Genomic DNA, 19,065 nt, shown 5'->3' on the forward strand with positions numbered 1-19,065 from the left:
CCCTGGCCACCGCCATGCCGCCCCCGCCCCACGGGCACGCCGGCGACACTCCCCCGGGCACGAGCACCGCGCTGGACGACTGCGGCCGGTCCCCGTCCGCCCCGGACCGTCCCGTTCCGATCCAGCCCGGCTCCGTCCAGCAGGAGGGCGCGCAGCAGGAGGTCGCGGAGGACGGCGCGGGCATCCCGGGCGCCGCCGGTCTGGGCGACGCCTATTTCAAGGACGCCGGGAACGGCGGCTACGACGTCGCCCACTACGACGTCGCGCTGGCGTACGCGGGGCCGAAGACCGGCTCGGTCGACGCGACCGTGACCATCTCCGCGAAGGCGACGCAGCACCTGTCGGGCTTCAACCTCGACTACCGCGGCCCGGAGATCGTCGCCGTGACGGTGGACGGGCGGCCCGTCCGGTACCGGCGCGAGGGCCAGGAGCTCACGGTCACGCCCGCCTCGGCCATCCCCGCCGGTCGCGCGTTCACGGCCGTCGTCCGGTATTCGGGCAGGCCGGGGCCCATCCACAACGAGTCGCTCGGCACCTACGGCTGGGTCCCGTCCAAGGACGGCGCGATCATCGTGGCCGAGCCGGACGGCGCGCCGACCTGGCTGCCGGTGAACGACCATCCGCGCGACAAGGCCACCTACGCGTTCCGCGTCACCGTCCCCAAGGACTTGCGGGTGCTGGCGAACGGCCGGCCGGGCCGCACCGTCCCGGACGGCGCGACCACCACCTACGAGTGGGCCGAGGAGTCGCCCATGGCCAGCTACCTGGCGATGGTCGCGATCGGGCGGTTCGAGGTGCGCGAGACCACGGCCGGGGGCATCCCGGTGATCACGGCCGTGGACCCGAGGTTCAAGGCCGCCGCCAAGGAGCTGGAGAGCCTCACGGTCCGGGCGCTGAAGTGGGAGGCCACGGTCTTCGGCCCGTACCCGTTCGCGACGGCGGGCGGGATCGTCGATGACCCGAGGCTCGACTACGCGCTGGAGACGCAGGAGCGTCCCGTCTACGGCGGCTTCGTCCCGGACGAGGACTTCGTCGTCCACGAGCTGGCGCACCAGTGGTTCGGCGACAGCGTCAGCGTGCGCGACTGGCGCGACATCTGGCTGAACGAGGGCTTCGCCACCTACGCCGAGTGGCTCTGGCGGGAGCGCGGCAAGAAGGACTCCGCCAAGAAGATCTTCAACCGCTACTACCGGCAGCCCGCGGGCTCGCCCATCTTCGTCCCGCCGCCCGGCAGGCCCGGCGGCGCGGACCGCCTGTTCGGGTTCTCGGTCTACGTGCGCGGCGCGATGTGCCTCCAGGCGCTGCGCGACCGCGTGGGCGACAGGTCCTTCTTCACCATCCTGCGGACGTGGGCGGACGAGCGGCGCCACGCGTCCGGTACCACGCCGCAGTTCGTCGCGCTCGCCGAGAGGATCTCCGGCAAGAGGCTCGGCGGGCTCTTCGACGCCTGGCTCTACACGAAGGCGAAGCCAAAGAAGTGGTGAATCGCCCCAAAACGGCGGATTCAGCGTCCACCCCCGGGATTCGAGACCGAATCGCACTTGATCGGCGACAGGACACGGGAAATTCTTGGAACGAGCGTGACGTCACATCAAGGACGAGGTCGATGAGCAGATCCCCCAGAGCCCTGGCCGCCGTGGCGCTGTGCGCCTCCGCGGGACTCCTGGTGTCGGCGGCGCCCGCGGGCGCCGCCGGACACTTCACCCCCGGCGCGCCCGGCGCCGGGGATCCCTACTTCCCGGACATGGGCAACGGCGGCTACGACGTCGCCCACTACGACATCGGCCTGAAGTACGACCCGCAGAGCAAGGCCATCACCGCCGTCACCAGGATCACGGCGCGCGCCACGCAGAACCTGTCCCGGTTCGACCTGGACTTCCTCGGCCCGCTGAAGATCTCGTCCCTGACCGTGGACGGCCGCAGGGCCGCCTACCAGCGGACGGGCGCGCAGGAACTGGTGATCACCCCGCGCAAGGGGCTGCGCAAGAACGGCCGCTTCACCGTGACCGTCGCGTATTCGGGCGTCCCGCAGACGATCGACGACCCGGCGCTGGGCACGTCCGGCTGGATACCGACGGCCGACGGCGCCGTCATGCTGAACCAGCCGATCGGCGCGGCCACGGTCTTCCCGGTGAACGACCACCCGACCGACAAGGCGACGTACACCTACACGCTGACGGCGCCGCAGAGCATCACCGGCCTCGCCAACGGCGACCTCAAGGGCCGGTTCACCAGGGCGGGCTGGACGGTCTCGCGCTGGGACGTGCCCAACCCGATGGCCAGTGAGCTGACGATGGTCGCGTTCGGCAAGTTCGACGTCCTCACCGGCCGCACCGGCAACGGCGTCCCGAACCTGACCGCCACCGACCAGTCGCTCGGCATCAAGCCGGACCTCGCCAAGAAGTTCCTCGACCAGACCGGCGAGGTCCTGGACTTCGAGACCTCGCTGTACGGGCGCTACCCGTTCACCTCGACCGGCGGCATCGCCGTCAAGGCGAGCGTGGGCTACGCGCTGGAGACGCAGGGCCGCCCGGTGTACGACCAGACGCGCCGTCCCGGCGACATCCCGGGCGGCGCCCTGCTGGCGCACGAGCTGGGCCACCAGTGGTTCGGCAACTCGGTGACGCCGAAGCGGTGGGCCGACATCTGGCTGAACGAGGGCTTCGCGACCTACTCCGAGTGGCTGTACGCCGAGAGGTTCTCCGGCACGCCGGTCCAGAAGAGCTTCGACGGCGTCTACTCCGCCGGGGCGGGCGACCCCCTCTGGCTGGGCAAGGTCGCCGACCCGGGCCGCAACGGGATCTTCGACGGGCTCGTCTACGACCGGGGCGCGATGGCCGTCCACGTCCTGCGCACGATCATCGGCGAGAAGGCGTTCCACCGGCTGCTCAAGGAGTGGCCCGCCGCCCACCGCTACGGCAACGCCTCGACGGAGGACTTCGTCCGCTTCGCCACGAGGCTGTCGCACAAGGACCTGAGCGGCTGGGCCACGAAGTGGCTCTACAGCGAGGGCAAGCCCGACCTTTAAACCGGCCATCCCAGCCGGCCGGTGTCGTGGTGGACCGCCATGGCACCGGCTGAGGGCGGTCTTAGCTGAGGTTGAGGGTGTAGCCCTTCTCGCGGAGGCGTCCGATGACGTCCTCGGAGTGGTCGGCGCCGCGCGTCTCCAGGTGCATGAGCACCTCGGCCTCCTCGACGTGCAGCCGCGCGGCGACCCGCTCGTGCATCACGTCCAGCACGTTGACGCCCAGCTCGGCCAGCTCGCCGAGCAGCGTCACCAGGGCGCCGGGGCGGTCCTTCAGCCGGCAGCGGACGACCAGGTAGCGGCCCGCGCCCGCCAGGCCGTGCCGCAGCACCTTCGACAGCAGCAGCGGGTCGATGTTGCCGCCCGACAGCAGCACGACCACCGGGGTCCGCACCGCGTAGGAGTGCTCCAGCAGCGCCGCGACGCCCGCGGCGCCGGCGGGCTCCACGACCTGCTTGGCGCGTTCGAGGCAGAGCAGCAGCGCCTGCGAGATCGACTCCTCCGTCACCGTGACGACCGCGTCCACCAGGTCGGTGAACAGGCCGTAGGTGAGGTCGCCCGGCCGTCCGACGGCGATGCCGTCCGCCATGGTGGGCTGGATCTCGATCCGCGTCGGCCTGCCCGCCGCCAGCGACGCCGGGAACGCCGCCGCGCGCTTGGCCTGCGCGCCGACCACCTTGATGTCGTCGCGGCCGGTCTCCTTCACCACGCCCTTGAGCGCGGCGGCGATGCCCGACATCAGCCCACCGCCCCCGACGGCCCCGACGACCGTCCGCACGCCCGGTTCCTGCTCCAGGATCTCCAGCCCGATCGTGGCCTGCCCGGCGACGACGTCCGGGTGGTCGAACGGGTGGATCAAGACGGCGCCGCGCTCCTCGGCGTAGTCGCGCGCCGCGACCAGGCAGTCGTCCACGGTCGGCCCGGGGAAGACCACGTCGGCGCCGTAGCCGCGGGTCGCGGCCACCTTCGGCAGCGGCGCGCCCTCCGGCATGAACACCGTGGCCTTGCATCCGAGCATGGACGCCGCCAGCGCGACGCCCTGGGCGTGATTGCCCGCGCTCGCCGCGACGACGCCGCCGGCGCGCTCGGCCTCGCTCAGCCGCGCGATCCGCACGTACGCCCCCCGGATCTTGAACGAGCCGGTCCGCTGGAGGTTCTCGCACTTGAGCAGGACGGGGCCGCCGATGGCCTCCGACAGCACGCGCGAACGGATCATGGGGGTGTTGACGGCCACGTCGCGGAGCAGCACGCGGGCGGCCCGGATGTCGTCGACGCTGACGAGGGTCATTCCCTGATCTTCCCACGGGTCCGGACCCGTCGAGTTGCGCGTAACGGTCGAATCGCGGGGACCGGTCCGGCGTTCCCGCAGCGGACCGGTCCGGCGTTCCAGTGGCAGATCGGTCCGGCGTTCCAGTAGCGGGTCAGTCGGCGCTCCAGTAGCGGTCGGCGGCGAAGACGAGGGCGGCGGCGCCGATGAGGCCGGCGGTCTGGCCGAGGGCCGCGGGGACGACCTGCACCTGGCGCGCGAACTCCATCCGGGCGTGCGTCCTGAACGCCTCCTCCAGGGGGTCGAAGAGCAGCGCTCCCGCCTGGGACAGGCCGCCGCCGATCGCGGCCACCTCCAGGTCGCACAGGTGCGTCGCGGAGGCGATGGCGATGCCGATGGCGCGGCCCGCGCGGCGCATCGCGGCGATGGCGACGGGATGGCCGCGGCGGGCGTCGGCGGCCAGCTCGACGCCCGTGACGTCCCGGCGGCCGGGCCGCCAGCCCTGCTCCTGCGCCCACGCGACGAGCCCGGGGCCGCGTGCGACGGCCTCCAGACAGCCGCGTCCCCCGCACTTGCAGGGCGGCCCGTCCGGATCGACGACCACGTGCCCGATGTGCCCGGCGTTGCCGCTGGCGCCGTCGACGAGCCGTCCGTCCAGGATGAGGCCGCCGCCGACGCCGGTCGACACCACCATCCCGAGGACGTTGCCGCGGCCCCGGCCCGCGCCGCGCCAGTGCTCGCCGACCGCGACGCAGATCGCGTCGTTGTGGATGCGGACGGGCAGGCCCGCGTACCGGGCGCGGAGCCGCTCCCGCAGCGGGAAGCCCTGCCAGGCGGGGATGTTGAGCGGGGAGACCTCGGCGGCGGGCCAGGTCATCGGGCCCCCGCAGCCGACGCCGACGCCCGCGAGCCGCGGCGACCCGGCGTCGGCGACGAGCTTGTCCAGCAGCGACTCCAGCGTCCGCCACAGCCCGTCGGCGTCCAGGCCGGGGGCCTGCGGGGTGTCGACCCGGTCGTAGACGGCGACGCGGCCGCCGGGCTCGACGAGGGCCGCGGCCAGCTTCGTCCCGCCGATGTCGATGGCCAGGACGGGTGAGGTCGGGTCAGGTGAGGTCAGGTCGATCACACGCCGTCCCCGGACGGGCCGAAGCCGGAATCCCCGGACGGGCCGTAGGAGGAATCCCCGGACGGGCCGAAGGCGAGGATGGACGCGGTGAAGCCGTGCACGTGGTTGCGTCCGGCCACCGGGCCGATCTCGCCCGCGGCGAAGAAGCCGCCGACCCCGGCGGGCCCGAACGCGCGGTCGAGGACCTTCGCGTCGTGGTCGGAGTCGGGGAACATCGCCTGGCCGCGCCCGTTGCACGAGAACAGCAGCGCGCCCTCGACCGGGGTGAGGTCGAACCGTTCGAGGAGCGCGGCGAGGTCCTCCTCGGCGGCGCCCGCGTCGCGGACCTGGAACCGGACGGTCCGTCCGACATCGACGACGTCGCCGATCGCGATGGCGCCGCTGTCGCTGTCGGCGCCGACGACGCCGCGGACGAGGAAGTCGCCGTGCTCGTGCTCGTCGGCGTACTCGTTCATGGCCACGCCGATCAGCAGGCCGCGCCCGGCGAGCTCCCGCTCCTCCTCCGGCAGGCCGAGGACGATCTGCTCCAGCTTCTCCAGCGCGGGCACGCCGGCCAGCTCGTACAGGACGTTCTCGTCGGCGCGCGTCACGACCATGTCGGGGCCGATCGGGCGGGCGCCCTGGCTGACGACGGTGGCGGCGGCGACGGAGCCGCCGATCACCAGCCCGACGGCGCCGTCCTCGAACACCTCGCCGCCGACGAACAGCCGCGTGTCGCCGCGGTCGTTGCCCTCGGCGAGGCCGCCGACCAGCGGCAGGCCGGGCAGCGCGTCGTCGGACCGCTCGACGAAGGCGTCCACCGGGAAGCTGTAGGGGTCGGCGAGCAGAACGCCGACCACGTCGTCGTCGCGGCCCTCCGGCATGCCGACGACGATCAGCCGGTCCTCGGCCTTGAGCGTCTCCAGCCGGAACGGTTCGAGGCGCGCGCCGGGCAGCACCGCCGCCCAGGCGCTGACCGCGCCCGCCTCCTCGACGCCGCGCCCGGCGCCGATCACCCCGGACGCGCTGCACCCCAGCACCACCGCGGACGCCGCCGCCTCGGTCGCGCGCCGGGCCGCCTCCGCTATCGCCTCGGGATCGTCCCCGGAGACGAAGACGCAGACGAGGTCGGGCGGCGCGCTCAGCGGCGCCATCGCCTGCTCCACCGCGGACGCGGCGGCCCTGGAAAGGTCTGGTCCGAGGGCCAGGCCGTCACCGAATCGCGCCATCGGCGCCGCCTCCCCCACTCCGTGTACCGGATCGACTCACATCATCCAGTCTCCCCCGCCGCGGGCCCTGGACCCAACCCGCGCGGGCGCGGCCCGTCAGCGACTGACGAAACCTCGGAGGGAGGGTGCGATTCCGCGCATCGGCGACGTAATGTCGATCGCGTGCGTCCATCCACACCCCGCGAGACCACACTGGGCGATCTGCGCACCAGCGGTCACGTCCAGCGATCGGTGAAGGCCGAGATCCGCCACAACCTGCTCGACCGGCTGAGATCGGGAGAGCCGAGGTTCCCCGGGATCCTCGGCTTCGACGACACCGTCCTGCCGCATCTGGAGCGCGCCCTGCTCGCGGGGCACGACCTGGTGCTGCTGGGCGAGCGCGGGCAGGGCAAGACGCGGCTGATCCGCACCCTGGCCGGGCTGCTGGACGAGTGGACCCCGGTCGTGGCCGGCTGCGAGATCAACGACCATCCGTACGAGCCGGTGTGCGTCCGGTGCCGCCGGCTGGCGGACGCCAAGGGCGACGACCTGCCCGTCGAGTGGAAGCACCGCAGCGAGCGGTACGGGGAGAAGCTCGCCACGCCCGACACCAGCGTCGGCGACCTCATCGGCGACGTCGACCCCATCAAGGTGGCGGAGGGCCGCACGCTCGGCGACCCGGAGACCGTCCACTTCGGCCTGGTCCCGCGCACCAACCGCGGGATCTTCTCCATCAACGAGCTGCCCGACCTGGCCGAGCGGATCCAGGTGTCGCTGCTGAACGTCCTGGAGGAGCGCGACGTGCAGGTCCGCGGCTACGCGCTGCGGCTCCCGCTGGACGTGCTGCTCGTCGCCAGCGCCAACCCGGAGGACTACACCAACCGGGGCCGCATCATCACCCCGCTGAAGGACCGCTTCGGCGCCGAGATCCGCACGCACTACCCGCTGGAGCTGGACGCCGAGCTGGCGCTCATCCGGCAGGAGGCCGACTTCGCCGACCTCGCGGGGCTGCCCGCCGAGGTGCCCGACCACCTGGTCGAGGTGATGGGCCGGTTCACCCGGCTCGTCCGCGAGTCGACCGCGGTGGACGCCCGCTCGGGCGTGTCGGCGCGGTTCGCGCTGGCGGGCGCCGAGACCGTCGCCGCGGGCGCGGTGCGGCGCGCGGCGCTCACCGGTGAGGAGCGCGCGGTCGCGCGCGTGTGCGACCTGCCATCGATCGTCCCGTCGCTGATGGGCAAGGTGGAGTTCGAGGTCAGCGAGGAGGGCCGCGAGCAGGAGGTGCTGGAGCACCTGCTGCGCCGGGCGGTCGCCGAGACCTACCGGCGGACGCTGGGCGCCGCCGACCTGACCGGGCTGCTCGACAAGTTCGACTCCGGCGAGCGGGTCGAGTCGGGCGAGCTCGTGTCCGCGGCGGAGCTGCTGCGCCGCATCGGCCGGGTCCCCGGGCTCGCCAAGATCATGGAGAGGCTCGGCATGAGCGGGGACTCCCCCGGCCAGGCCGCGGCCGCGCTGGAGTTCGCCCTGGAGGGGCTGTTCCTCACCCGGCGCCTGTCGAAGGACGTCTCCGAAGGACGAGCCGACGGGACGGCCACCTACCGCACCTGAGGTCTCCAGCCGCAAGGAGATGCGATGAGCCGCTATCGGTACGGCGCGTACGAGGACGGGCCCGACCCGCTGGCCCCGCCGTACGACGTCCGCGACGCTCTGGACGCCATGGGCGACTCGGTGCTGGACGGTACCCGCCCGGACGACGCGCTCCGCGAGCTGCTGCGGCGCGGCCTGCCCGGCGCGCAGGGCCGCCGCGGTCTCGACGACCTGCTCCGGGACGTGCGCGAGCGGCGCCGTTCGCTGCGCGACAGGGGCCGTCTCGACGGCACCCTGGAGCAGGCGCGCGCGCTGCTGGACACCGCCATCGGGCAGGAGCGGGCGGAGCTGTTCCCCGATCCGAGCGACGACGCGAGGCTGCGCGAGGCGGAGCTGGACGCGCTGCCGGACGACACGTCCCAGGCGATCCGGCGGCTGTCGGACTACCAGTGGCGGTCCGACGCGGCCCGCGCGACGTTCGAGCAGCTGAAGGAACTGCTGCGGCGCGAGGTCCTGGACGCGCAGTTCCAGGGCATGAAGCAGGCCCTGCAGAACCAGGACCCGGCGGCCATGCAGCGGGTCAAGGACATGATGGCCGCGCTGAACGCGATGCTGGAACGTGACGCGCGCGGCGAGCACACCCAGGACGACTTCGACCGCTTCATGCAGGAGTACGGGGATTTCTTCCCCGACCGTCCGCAGAACCTGGAGCAGCTGGTCGACGCGCTCGCCCGGCGCGCCGCCGCGATGGACCGGCTGCTCGCCTCGCTGAGCCCGGAGCAGCGCGCGGAGCTGGCCGGGCTGATGGACCAGGCCATGCAGGACGCGGGCCTCGCGATGGAGATGTCCCGGCTGGGCGACGCGCTGCGGGTCCGGCGGCCCGACCTCGGATGGGGCAGCCCCGAGCAGATGACCGGGGACGACCCGCTCGGGGTGGGCGACGCGACGGCCGCGCTGGCCGAGCTCGCCGACCTGGCCGAGCTGGAGTCGGCGCTCGGGCAGGACTATCCGGGCGCGCGGCTGGACGACATCGACGAGGAGGCCGTCCGGCGGGCCCTCGGCCGCCAGTCGGTGGACGACCTGAACGCGCTGCGCCGCATCGAGGCCGAGCTGGAGCGGCAGGGCTACCTGCGGCGCAGGCGCGGCCGTCTCGAACTGACGCCCAAGGCGGTGCGGCGGCTCGGCGAGACGGCGCTGCGCCGGGTGTTCTCCCAGCTCACCTCGGCCCGGCAGGGCGACCACGAGCAGCGGGACGCGGGCCAGGCGGGCGAGCTGACCGGCGCGAGCCGCGAGTGGCGGTTCGGCGACGAGCAGCCGCTCGACGTCGTCCGGACGGTGAGCAACGCGATCCGCCGCAGCGCCATGGACGGCGCCGCCGGGCTCGTCACGAGCGCGCCCGCCGCCGCGACGGAGCCGGCCGCACCCATCGAGGGTGGCGTGGCACTGAACGGGAACGGGGCCGGACCCGGACCCGAGGCCGGGAACGGGAACGGCACGCGGCGGCCGCGCGGCGTGCGGCTGGGCGTGGACGACTTCGAGGTGCACGAGACCGAGCGGCGCACCGGCGCGGCCGTGTGCCTGCTGGTCGACCTGTCGTACTCGATGGTGCTGCGCGGGACGTGGGCGGCGGCCAAGCAGACGACGCTCGCCCTGCACACGCTGGTGACGAGCAAGTTCCCGCAGGACGCGATCCAGATCATCGGGTTCTCCAACTACGCGCGGGTGCTGCACCCGACGGAGATGGCGGGGCTCGACTGGGACATGGTGCAGGGCACCAACCTGCACCACGCGCTGATGATCGCGGGACGGCATCTGGACCGGCATCCCGACTTCGAGCCGATCGTCCTGGTGGTGACCGACGGCGAGCCGACCGCGCACCTGCGTCCGGACGGCCGGTCCCTGTTCGACTACCCGCCGTCCGCCGACACGCTGGTGCTCACGCTCGCCGAGGTCGACAAGATGACGCGGCGCGGCGCCTGCATGAACTTCTTCATGCTCGCCGAGGACCGGCGGCTCGTGTCGTTCGTGGAGGAGGTCGCGCGGCGCAACGGCGGCCGGGTGTTCGCGCCCGACGCCGACCGGCTCGGCGAGTACGTCGTGAGCGACTACCTCCGGGTGCGGCGCGGCCGCCGCTGAGGCTTCCCGGAGGTTAGGGTCGGCGTCATGTCGAGTTCCGATCGCCTGCTGCTGGTCCTGCACATCGGTTTCGCGATCTTCACGCTGGGGCCGTTGACCGCCGCGACCATGTCCACCCCCCGCTACATCCGCAAGCGGAACGTGACCGTGGTGCGCTATCTCCACCGCACGACACAGATCTATGGCCTGGGCACACTGGGCATCTTCCTGTTCGGGCTGTTCCTGGCGAAGGGCGACTTCGCGCAGGTGTGGCTGACGGTGTCGATGACGCTGTTCGTCGTCGCGCTGGTGCTGCTGCTGATCGTGGAGCGCGACCAGCGGAAGGCGGTGCACCTGCTGGACGGCGCCGGGGCGGCGGCTCCGGTGGCGCCCCGTCCGGCCACCGAGGCGGTCAAGGGCGACAAAGAGGGCAAGGGCGGCGAGGAGCGCGCCGAGGCCGGGGGCGGCCCGGCGGCCGGGACGACGGCGCCCGTGGCGGTCGCGGGGGGCGCCGACATCGCCCAGGTCGAGCGCGGCCGGATCGCCGCGATGTCCGGCGTGGTCGCGCTCCTGTGGCTGGTGATCCTCGTCCTGATGGTGTGGAACTGACCCGCGCCTCGTCCGGCGCGGGGCGTCACCTCAGGCGGGTCCGGAGCCAGGTGAGGACCTCGGAGTAGGTGCGCTCGTCGTTCAGCAGGTCGGAGGCGTGCATCTCGCCGGGCACGACCCGTACCGTCGCCGGGACGCCCGCGGCGCGCAGGGCGCTCGCGAGGCCCGTGCTCTGCGTGACGGGGACGAAGTCGCCGCTGGCGTGCATGAGCAGCATCGGGGCGTCGCCCGGGGTTGCGTGGCTCGCGGAGTTGGTGTCCTCCATCCGCTTCCAGCAGGCTGCGCCCGCCGCGTCGCCGGGGGTGCAGCGGACGAGGTCCACCACGGCCCTCCGCAGCTTGCGCTGGGCGGGGGTGGCGTCGAGTTTCAGGCCGTCCTGGAAGGCCAGGTAAGGGTTGTTCGGCGGGGACAGGGCGATGACGCCGCGCACCTGCCGGGTGCCGGTGCCGTAGGTGCCGATCTGGGTCGCCAGCATCCCGCCCGAGGACGAGCCGACCACCGCGATCCGCGCCGGGTCGAGGTTCCAGACCTTGGCGTGCTTCTTCATGAAGGCGAGCGCGGCCATCGCGTCGTTGCGCTGCGCGGGCCACTTGGCCGCCGGGGCCAGCCGGTAGTTCGCCGCCAGGACGACGTAGCCTTGCCGGGTCAGCCGCCGCGCGAAGTACTTCCAGCCGCTCTTGTCGCCCTCCAGCCAGTAGCCGCCGTGCAGGACCAGGACGGCCGGACGCGGCTTGACCTTGGCCTTGGGCGCCGCCGGCTGCCAGTAGGCGTCGATGCGCTGGCGGGCGGCCTTGCCGTAGGCGTAGGTCTTGGACTTCGGGAGCCTGGGCGTGACCATCACGGCCTTGGCGGACACGACGCCGTCCGTCGTCCCGGCCCCGGACGGTCCGCCCGGGTTCCCCGGCGACGTGGGGGGCGCCGAGGGCGAGGTCCCGCCGGTCTCCGGGCCGCCGGAGGGCGGGATGGTCCCGGTGTCCTCGGACGGGGACACCGTCGGGACGGGAGCCGAGGGCGTCGGCGAGGGCGTGGCGCCGGCCCCTGCGGGAACGGCGACAGCGGACAGACACGTCGCGGCGAAGGCCGCACCACTGACCAGTACTTTGCGCACCCCGGGCCCTTTCTTGATGGAACCTGGCGCGCACATCATAGATGTTTGATCAAGTGCGATGCGGGGATGTCTGGTGGTTTGCCCTAGTTTCGCCTGGAATCCATTCACCGGGCGGCCAGGTACGCCTACCTGGCCGCCGGTGACGTTCTCCCAGCTCAGCGCCCGTCCACGGCCGCTTAGTCCAAGGCCGCGCGCAGGTCCCTGAGAAGATCCTCCACGTCCTCGATCCCGACCGACAGGCGCACCAGGTCGCCGGGGACCTCCAGCGGCGAGCCCGCCGCCGACGCGTGCGTCATCCGCCCCGGATGCTCGATCAGCGACTCGACGCCGCCCAGCGACTCGCCGAGCGTGAACAGCTTCGTCCGCTCGCAGACCCGCACGGCCGCCTCCTCCGACTCCATCCGGAACGAGACCATGCCGCCGAACGCCTTCATCTGCTTGGCGGCGACGTCATGGCCCGGGTGGCCGGGCAACCCCGGGTAAAGGACGGACCGGACGGCGGGATGCCGGGTGAGCATCTCCACGATCCGCTCGGCGTTGGCGCAGTGCCGGTCCATCCGCACGCCCAGCGTCTTGATCCCGCGCAGGGTCAGCCAGGCGTCGAACGGGCCCGCGACGCCGCCCATGGCGTTCTGGTGGAACGCCAGCCGCTCCCCGAGCGCCTCGTCCGCGGCGATGAGGGCCCCGCCGACCACGTCGGAGTGCCCGCCCATGTACTTGGTGGTGGAGTGGACGACCACGTCCGCGCCGAGCGCCAGGGGCCTCTGCAGGTACGGCGAGGCGAAGGTGTTGTCGACGACCAGCAGCGCGCCCGCGCCGTGCGCCACGGCCGCGAGCGCGGCGATGTCGGCGATCCCGAGCAGCGGGTTCGTCGGCGTCTCCACCCAGATGATCTTCGTGTCCGGACGAACCGCCGCCCGCACCGCCTCCAGGTCGCCGAGCGGCACGGGGTCGAACCCCACGCCCCACGGCTCGGCCACCTTCGCGAAGAGCCGGTAAGTGCCCCCGTACGCGTCGTTGGGGATGATCACATGGTCGCCGGGGCGGCAGACCGTCCGCAGCAGCGCGTCCTCCGCGGCGAGCCCGGAGGCGAACGCCAGCCCCCGCGCCCCCGCCTCCACCTCGGCCAGGCATACCTCCAGCGACGTACGCGTCGGGTTGGCCGATCGCGAGTACTCGTAGCCGCCGCGCAGCCCCCCGATGCCGTCCTGCTTGTACGTCGAGACCTGGTAGATCGGCGGCACGACCGCCCCCGTGGCGGGGTCCGGCTCCTGGCCGGCGTGGATGGCCAGGGTCTCGAACCCCCGCTGAACCTCGTTGTCCATGCGGACGAGGCTATCCACCTGCCCGCCCTCCTGGAGGAGGAGGTACTCCCCCCTAAGTATCAGCCCATAGTTCGACTGGTGGGTTGACCACATTTGGGTATCTGGTCTCTACGGTTTAGAGGTATCCCAGACGACCACGATTGAGGGAAAACGCATGTTTGCTCGGCTCGCGCGCTTCGTCGTGAGACATCCATGGTGGACGATCGTTGCCTGGCTCGCGGCCGCGGTACTCATCATCACCCTGTCGCCCAAGCTCACCACCGAGTCCGACCAGGGCGACTTCCTGCCGTCCAAGTACGAGTCGGTCCAGGCGATCAAGATCGCCGAGAAGGCGTTCCCGCAGCAGGAGGACACCTCCTCGCTGATCGTGGTGAAGCGGTCGGACGGCAAGCCGCTCACGGCCACCGACACGGCCAAGGTCGACCGGACGGCCAACACGCTCAACGCCAAGAAGCCGCCGACGGTCCAGAACTTCGCGGCGGGACCGGAGACGGTCGCCGCGAACAAGGCCGTCCAAGTGATCATGGTGCCGATGAAGGGCACCTCGCAGAGCGAGAGCGAGAAGCAGGGCGACGCGGTCAAACAGATCCGCAAGGACCTGACACCGCTGCTGAAGGGCAGCGGGCTGGAGGCCAAGGTCGGCGGTGACGTCGCCGGCTTCGTCGACAACGAGGACTCCTTCAACAAGTCCTTCGAGATCGTCGGCATCGCCACCTTCGTGCTGATCATCGGCCTGATCCTGCTGATCTTCCGGGCGCCTATCGCGGCGATCCTGCCGATCGTCGTGATCATGGTGACGATGCAGGTCGCCATGGGGTTGATCGGCACCGCGTCGAAGATCTTCGGGTTCTCCGGCGACGACAGCCTCAACACGATCATCCTGATCGTGCTGTTCGGCATCGGCGCCGACTACTACCTGTTCCTGATGTTCCGCTTCCGCGAACGGCTGCGGGCCGGGGACGACAAGAAGACCGCGATGATCACCGCGGTGGACCGCGTCGGCGAGGTCATCTCCTCGGCCGCCGCCGCCATCGCCGTCACCTTCCTGGTGCTCCTGCTGGCCACCTTCGGGGTCTTCAGCGCCTGGGGCCCGGCCCTCGCCATCGCCGTCATCGTGATGGGCATCACCTCGCTGACGCTGTTCCCGGCGATCGTCTCGCTGCTCGGCACGGCGGTGTTCTGGCCGTCCAAGGCGTGGAAGAAGCAGCCCAAGGGCACGATCTCCGCGGCGATCGGCCGCGGCGTCGGCAAGCGTCCCGCGATGGCCGCGCTGCTCGCCGGAATCGTGATGCTCGGGCTGGCCGCCGGCGCCCTCGGCTTCAAGGCCGACTACGACTTCGCCGCGGGCTTCCCGCAGGACACCGAGTCGGCGCAGGCCACCAAGGAGATGGAGAAGGGCTTCCCGCCCGGCCTCACCACGCCCGTCCAGGTGTTCATCAAGAGCAACAACGGGCAGCCGATCACCCAGGGGCAGCTCAGCTCCTTCAGCCAGAAGGCCAAGAGCGCACCGGGCGTCGGCAAGGTGCAGCAGGCCGTCCCCGGCCAGGACAAGTCCGTCGCCCGCGTCGACCTGCTGCTCAAGTCCAACCCCGTGTCCAACGATTCGATCACCCTGGTCAAGGACGACCTGACGCCCGCCGTGCACAAGGCGGCGCCGCAGGGCACCAGGGCCTATGTCGGCGGCCAGACGGCGGTCTTCGCCGACATCAACACGGTCAACAACCGCGACCTGAAGGTCATCCTGCCCGTGGCGGCGATCCTGATCGCCCTGATCCTGGCCCTGCTGCTGAGGTCGGTGGTCGCACCGATCTACCTGGTCATCTCCGTCCTGGTCGGCTTCGCCGCGACGCTCGGCTCGGCGGTGTACGTCTTCCAGGGCATGCAGGGCGAGACCGGCGTGATCTTCCAGCTGCCGATCATCCTCTACCTGTTCGTGCTGGCCATCGGGACCGACTACAACATCCTGATGACCGCACGGCTCCGCGAGGAGGCCAAGGAGGGCCACGAGCCGCGCCAGGCCGCCGCCCTGGCCGTCCAGCACGGCGGCCCCACGGTCGCCGCGGCGGGCCTGATCCTCGCCGGCACCTTCTCGGTGATGCTGCTGGCCCCGGTCTCGATGCTCAAGCAGATGGGCTTCTCGGTCGCGGTCGGCATCGCCCTGTCGGCCTTCGTGATGTCGACGTTCCTGGTCCCGGGCATCACCGCGATGCTGGGCCACAAGGCCTGGTGGCCGGGCCACGGCGACGAGCCCAAGAAGACCAAGGGCCCGGACCCGATGCAGGACCAGTACGCCCAGTCCGGATACCGCTACTAGGCGGTCTCCCCCAGACGTCGGGTTGCGGGGCCCCGGTCAGAAATGCCGCCCACAGACCGGGACCCCGCAACCCGACACCTTCCAAGAAACAGGAAACCCCCGGCCAAGCCGGGGGTTTCCTCGTTGCCGGGCCTACGTCCCGCCTTCGTGCTGCCGTCCGTCACCCTCGTCTGACGTGGCCGCCGAGAGGACAACGCTGAGTGCGGCGGCACCGTCCAGGAGTGCCTTGGAGCGAGCCGTAATACCGGCGCCCCTGGCAGCCAGCGCGGCGCCGACCTCCTCCAACCGCCGGGCACGGCGCAACTCGGGCATGAGGGCCCGGAGGGGCGCGATGCGGTAACCGGCCCCGCGCAACTGGTGAACGATCCGCGCATCCCGCACCTGGGCGGGCGTGTAGCGTCGCGTCCCCCGCGCGGGCTCGCGGTCGGGAACGACAAGCTCCTCCGCGTCCCAGTGCCGCAGGGTCGAGGGCCGCACACCGAGGGCGCCGGCGAGCTCGGAGACGCTCATCGAATCCGACGCGCGGACGGCTTCGATCGGCTCACTGGAGATCGCCCGGGCGGCCTCTTCGGCCCGCCTCAGCTCCGCGCGCTCCGCGTCGAGCCGAGCGTGCGCCGCGTCGAGCAGGGCGAGCACCCGCGCGACCCCCGACGAACGAACGGCCCGAACGATCTCCTTGGCCTCGCCCGGCCCCACACCTGCCGCGAGGCCCCGATAGGCCAGCGCGAACTGCAGATGTACCTCTTCATAGATCCGGTAGCCCGTGGCCGTGCGGGTCACCGGCGGCAGCACACCGTCGCGCTCAAGATTGCGCACCTGCTGGACGGAGCACCCGGCAAGCCGCGCGACATCGGCCGTACGCATGCCCCGCGATTTGAGACCTGGCACCCCGAAACCCCTCAGTCTCAGCCTCAAAGCCTCCACGGGCACCTTAATGCCACGCTTGAGCACATGACCATGGACGAGATCATCGCCCTCGTCGGCGGCCTCGACGGCGTCCTGACCATCAGACCCGCACCCGGCGACGGCTCCCCGGAGCTCACCTGGGGCGACACGTTCTTCTACTACGCACCTGACGGTGTCACCCCGGCGACGACCCAACCCTTCGCAACGATCGTGACCAAGAACTATCCCGGCGACGACGCCTCACGCCTGGACCGGCCGGACACCTTCCGCGTGAACATCTCCGCCGGAAAAGAAGCGTTCATCCGCTGGACCGGCCACGCGCCACGCGAACCAGCCACCACCGACCCCAGCGCCCCCGACACAGTGATCGCGCACCCCGTCTACGGCACCGTCGGCTGGCTGGCAGTAGTGAACCCGGGCCCACGTACCGAAACAGCAACCCGAGAGCTACTCCACCAAGCTCACCACCTAGCCCGCACACGCCACCAACGCCGCACCGACCCCACGGCCCCCTGACGGACGTTCCGGCGTGGGGACTATTCCATGTTCAGCTCACCACCCTTGATCCGCCCGAGCAGAACCGCCAGCTCACCACGGTCGAGGGTCAGATGCGGAGCCGAGGGGTCCTTGCTGTCCCGGACACCAACGCACCGCGCAAGGCGAGCCACCTCCACACAGTCGGTCGCGCCACCACCTTGGCTGTAGCTGCTCTTACGCCATCGGACGGCTGAGCGGACGTTCCTCACGATGACTCCAAGATCTCGCCGGTCAGGTCCTTCAAAAGTGAAACCCCCGGCCGAGACCGGGGGTTCCTTGCCTTGGGGGACTATTCCATGTCCAACTCGCCAGCCTTGATCCGTCCGAGCAGGCCCGCCAGGTCACCACGCCCGATGGCCAAGTGCGAGGCCATGGGGTTCTTGCTGTCTCGGATACCGACGAGGTGGGCAAGGCGAGCCACCTCCACACAGTCGGTCGTTCCACTGGTCTGGCTGTAGGTGCTCTTACGCCAAGTCGTCATGATGCTCACCCATCCCTGCCAGGTACTCGCGGGACTGATCCTCGTTCCAGGCCCGCGCAGCAATCCGATTGAAACGTAGGGCCACGCTAGCCGCTTCCGTCTGGTCGTCAACGACTCGTCCCACGCCCAGAGCGGTTCCGGAGAACGCCGCCGGACGTCGACCAGGCAGCGTGAAGCCGTGGAACGAGCCGTCCATCCCGATGTGCGGAGCGACGGTGGACGGGAGGATCCGGATCGACACCTGGGACGACTTGCCCATTTGCAGTAAATGGTCCCACTGGACTGTCATGACGGCTCGGCTCCCCATCGGACGCAGGGCGACTTGTTCCAGCACAGCCCAGATCTCCGGGTCGCCATCCAGGATGGCCGCCTGCAGCTCCATCCGCTCCTGAAGCGAAGTCTCCACATCCTCCAGGAACCCAGCAGCATGTCCGGCTTCCAGCAGCCCTCGCGCGTAGTCCTCGGTCTGGAGCGGCAGCGGTATGAGGCTGCTGGAGAAGATGTAGTGCGCGACGGCCTTGCGTTGATACCGGTTGAGGCGAGTGGGGGCATTCGCGTCGGTTCCGAGTTTTGCGTAGCCCAGCATGATTGTGAACAGGCCGCCCGTATTCCACCATTTGTCCAGAGCGGCGCATTGCCCGCCGTCGAGCTGCTTCTCGCCGGACTCGTATTTGGAAACTTGGCTGTTCGAGCATCCGATGATCTCGCCGACCTCGGCCTGCGTCGCCCCATGCTGGAGGCGGAGGAAGCGCAGGTAGTAGGCCATGAACGCGTAGATCGACGAGTGCGGGTCGGGGGACGGCCGGACCATGATCGACACCTTTCCGGGGGGACGGGTTCTTTCTGAAGGTGCTGTCAATAGTGACAAGCATAGAGGGCGCGGGTCAGTCTGTGGCGCAGAACACAGAAGCCCGCGACAAAGGCAAGCGCAGAGATGAAATTCGAACAGTCCCGCAGAGACGACTACATAGATCACACAGATCCGCTCCCCGCCGTAAAGCCTTCTGCCGGCCGTTGGGCGGAGCCCTACCAGCCGCCCGGTGCACAGTTGTGGGTGGTGCACCTGCGGCGTCCCGAAACCCTTCCCAAGGGTGACGCCCGTCTGCTGGCCAGGCTCGCCGCGGCCGACATGCCCACGCTCCGCGCCCTGATGGCCCAGCAGGACGAGCTGGCCAGGGACAGGCGGGAGGGCTGGCGGTGACCGCCATGTTCGAGCAGACCGCCGCAGGCCCTACCGCCATGCGACGCGGATTCCTCGCGATACCGGAGACCGTGCGGCAGGCACGCCTCATCGCCGAGGCCCAGGCCCTCCAGTGGGCGCTCCCCCACGCGGTCGCGAAAGACGCGGCCCTGATCGTCTCGGAGCTCCTGACCAACAGCGTCCGAGCGACGCCCTACCAGTCGGTCACCCTGCGGATGTTCCTAGTCTCAAATGGTCTGCGCATCGAAGTCTGGGACCCCTCCCCCACGCTCCCCAAGCC

The 19,065-nt window shown here is 71.1% G+C and carries 18 protein-coding genes; 9 read left to right on the forward strand and 9 right to left on the reverse strand.

Features of this window, described 5'->3' with window-relative positions; translation table 11 throughout:
• Both E1298_RS28080 and E1298_RS28085 read left to right on the forward strand, forming a co-directional pair.
• Positions 1-1,484: M1 family metallopeptidase (locus tag E1298_RS28080; protein ID WP_341770653.1), on the forward strand; the 1,484-nt coding region annotated here is incomplete at its 5' end.
• 122 nt (positions 1,485-1,606) lie between these two features.
• Entirely contained in the window at positions 1,607-3,028 is a 1,422-nt protein-coding gene (locus E1298_RS28085) for a M1 family metallopeptidase (RefSeq protein ID WP_131898470.1), read from the forward strand.
• Between the two features lie 61 nt (positions 3,029-3,089).
• Here the strand turns inward: E1298_RS28085 and ilvA are convergent, their stop codons facing one another.
• The 3 genes from ilvA to E1298_RS28100 all read right to left on the reverse strand — a co-directional run bounded on the left by ilvA (position 3,090) and on the right by E1298_RS28100 (position 6,626).
• Entirely contained in the window at positions 3,090-4,313 is a 1,224-nt protein-coding gene (gene ilvA / locus E1298_RS28090; RefSeq protein ID WP_131898472.1) for a threonine ammonia-lyase, read from the reverse strand.
• 133 nt (positions 4,314-4,446) lie between these two features.
• On the reverse strand, positions 4,447-5,418 hold the full coding sequence (locus tag E1298_RS28095) for an ROK family protein (protein WP_131898474.1): 972 nt from the start codon (positions 5,416-5,418) through the stop codon (positions 4,447-4,449).
• The gene (locus E1298_RS28100; RefSeq protein WP_131898476.1) at positions 5,415-6,626 is read right to left on the reverse strand and encodes an FIST signal transduction protein; all 1,212 of its coding nucleotides are present in this window, start codon (positions 6,624-6,626) and stop codon (positions 5,415-5,417) included. Before E1298_RS28100 ends, E1298_RS28095 begins: the two co-directional genes overlap by 4 nt.
• 162 nt (positions 6,627-6,788) lie before the next feature.
• Between E1298_RS28100 and E1298_RS28105 the strand changes: the two genes are divergently transcribed.
• From E1298_RS28105 to E1298_RS28115, 3 genes are read left to right on the forward strand one after another with little or no spacing between them, the layout of a single operon-like run.
• Positions 6,789-8,210, forward strand: a complete 1,422-nt coding sequence (locus E1298_RS28105) for a sigma 54-interacting transcriptional regulator (RefSeq protein ID WP_131898478.1) — start codon at positions 6,789-6,791, stop codon at positions 8,208-8,210.
• A 24-nt stretch (positions 8,211-8,234) separates the two neighbouring features.
• Complete coding sequence (locus tag E1298_RS28110; protein WP_131898480.1) at positions 8,235-10,325, forward strand: vWA domain-containing protein; 2,091 nt, start codon at positions 8,235-8,237, stop codon at positions 10,323-10,325.
• A 27-nt stretch (positions 10,326-10,352) separates the two neighbouring features.
• Complete coding sequence (locus E1298_RS28115) at positions 10,353-10,913, forward strand: hypothetical protein (protein WP_131898482.1); 561 nt, start codon at positions 10,353-10,355, stop codon at positions 10,911-10,913.
• A 25-nt stretch (positions 10,914-10,938) separates the two neighbouring features.
• On the opposite strand, the gene E1298_RS28120 is transcribed toward E1298_RS28115, so the two are convergent.
• Both E1298_RS28120 and E1298_RS28125 read right to left on the reverse strand, forming a co-directional pair.
• Entirely contained in the window at positions 10,939-11,904 is a 966-nt protein-coding gene (locus tag E1298_RS28120; RefSeq protein WP_243725857.1) for an alpha/beta hydrolase, read from the reverse strand.
• 293 nt (positions 11,905-12,197) lie between these two features.
• On the reverse strand, positions 12,198-13,346 hold the full coding sequence (locus E1298_RS28125; RefSeq protein ID WP_131898484.1) for a cystathionine gamma-synthase: 1,149 nt from the start codon (positions 13,344-13,346) through the stop codon (positions 12,198-12,200).
• A 181-nt stretch (positions 13,347-13,527) separates the two neighbouring features.
• Between E1298_RS28125 and E1298_RS28130 the strand changes: the two genes are divergently transcribed.
• The gene (locus E1298_RS28130) at positions 13,528-15,660 is read left to right on the forward strand and encodes an MMPL family transporter (protein WP_243725858.1); all 2,133 of its coding nucleotides are present in this window, start codon (positions 13,528-13,530) and stop codon (positions 15,658-15,660) included.
• A 132-nt stretch (positions 15,661-15,792) separates the two neighbouring features.
• On the opposite strand, the gene E1298_RS28135 is transcribed toward E1298_RS28130, so the two are convergent.
• A complete protein-coding gene (locus E1298_RS28135) occupies positions 15,793-16,524 on the reverse strand; it encodes a MerR family transcriptional regulator (protein ID WP_207944875.1) in 732 nt (243 codons plus the stop codon).
• Positions 16,525-16,611: 87 nt separating this feature from the next.
• Between E1298_RS28135 and E1298_RS28140 the strand changes: the two genes are divergently transcribed.
• Positions 16,612-17,082, forward strand: coding sequence for a DUF6194 family protein (locus E1298_RS28140; RefSeq protein WP_131898490.1), 471 nt, complete (start codon positions 16,612-16,614; stop codon positions 17,080-17,082).
• A 20-nt stretch (positions 17,083-17,102) separates the two neighbouring features.
• Here E1298_RS28140 and E1298_RS28145 read toward each other — a convergent pair whose 3' ends face one another.
• From E1298_RS28145 to E1298_RS28155, 3 genes are all read right to left on the reverse strand, one after another.
• Positions 17,103-17,312, reverse strand: a complete 210-nt coding sequence (locus E1298_RS28145) for a DUF397 domain-containing protein (RefSeq protein ID WP_131898492.1) — start codon at positions 17,310-17,312, stop codon at positions 17,103-17,105.
• A gap of 80 nt (positions 17,313-17,392) precedes the next feature.
• A complete protein-coding gene (locus E1298_RS28150; RefSeq protein WP_131898502.1) occupies positions 17,393-17,584 on the reverse strand; it encodes a DUF397 domain-containing protein in 192 nt (63 codons plus the stop codon).
• Positions 17,568-18,395 (reverse strand): helix-turn-helix domain-containing protein, encoded by an 828-nt coding sequence (locus E1298_RS28155; protein WP_131898494.1) that lies wholly within the window; start codon positions 18,393-18,395, stop codon positions 17,568-17,570. The genes E1298_RS28150 and E1298_RS28155 overlap by 17 nt, the downstream gene beginning before the upstream one ends.
• A 246-nt stretch (positions 18,396-18,641) precedes the next feature.
• Here E1298_RS28155 and E1298_RS48445 point away from each other — a divergent pair, with 246 nt between their 5' ends.
• Together E1298_RS48445 and E1298_RS28160 are read left to right on the forward strand one after the other, a co-directional pair.
• Positions 18,642-18,785, forward strand: a complete 144-nt coding sequence (locus E1298_RS48445; RefSeq protein ID WP_165975697.1) for a hypothetical protein — start codon at positions 18,642-18,644, stop codon at positions 18,783-18,785.
• Between the two features lie 5 nt (positions 18,786-18,790).
• Positions 18,791-19,065: ATP-binding protein (locus E1298_RS28160; protein ID WP_165975698.1), on the forward strand; the 275-nt coding region annotated here is incomplete at its 3' end.

Origin of the sequence: Actinomadura rubrisoli (genome assembly GCF_004349215.1) — a bacterium.
GTDB lineage: Bacteria > Actinomycetota > Actinomycetes > Streptosporangiales > Streptosporangiaceae > Spirillospora > Spirillospora rubrisoli.

What these genes read in the sequence shown, in the direction of transcription:
- E1298_RS28100 (WP_131898476.1), bottom strand. Translation starts at nt 6,626, where the DNA reads ATGGCGCGATTCGGTGACGGCCTGGCCCTCGGACCAGACCTTTCCAGG.
- E1298_RS28150 (WP_131898502.1), bottom strand. Translation starts at nt 17,584, where the DNA reads ATGACGACTTGGCGTAAGAGCACCTACAGCCAGACCAGTGGAACGACC.
- E1298_RS28115 (WP_131898482.1), top strand. Translation starts at nt 10,353, where the DNA reads ATGTCGAGTTCCGATCGCCTGCTGCTGGTCCTGCACATCGGTTTCGCG.
- E1298_RS28110 (WP_131898480.1), top strand. Translation starts at nt 8,235, where the DNA reads ATGAGCCGCTATCGGTACGGCGCGTACGAGGACGGGCCCGACCCGCTG.
- E1298_RS28140 (WP_131898490.1), top strand. Translation starts at nt 16,612, where the DNA reads ATGACCATGGACGAGATCATCGCCCTCGTCGGCGGCCTCGACGGCGTC.
- E1298_RS28125 (WP_131898484.1), bottom strand. Translation starts at nt 13,346, where the DNA reads ATGGACAACGAGGTTCAGCGGGGGTTCGAGACCCTGGCCATCCACGCC.
- E1298_RS28155 (WP_131898494.1), bottom strand. Translation starts at nt 18,395, where the DNA reads ATGGTCCGGCCGTCCCCCGACCCGCACTCGTCGATCTACGCGTTCATG.
- E1298_RS28085 (WP_131898470.1), top strand. Translation starts at nt 1,607, where the DNA reads ATGAGCAGATCCCCCAGAGCCCTGGCCGCCGTGGCGCTGTGCGCCTCC.
- E1298_RS28135 (WP_207944875.1), bottom strand. Translation starts at nt 16,524, where the DNA reads ATGCGTACGGCCGATGTCGCGCGGCTTGCCGGGTGCTCCGTCCAGCAG.
- ilvA (WP_131898472.1), bottom strand. Translation starts at nt 4,313, where the DNA reads ATGACCCTCGTCAGCGTCGACGACATCCGGGCCGCCCGCGTGCTGCTC.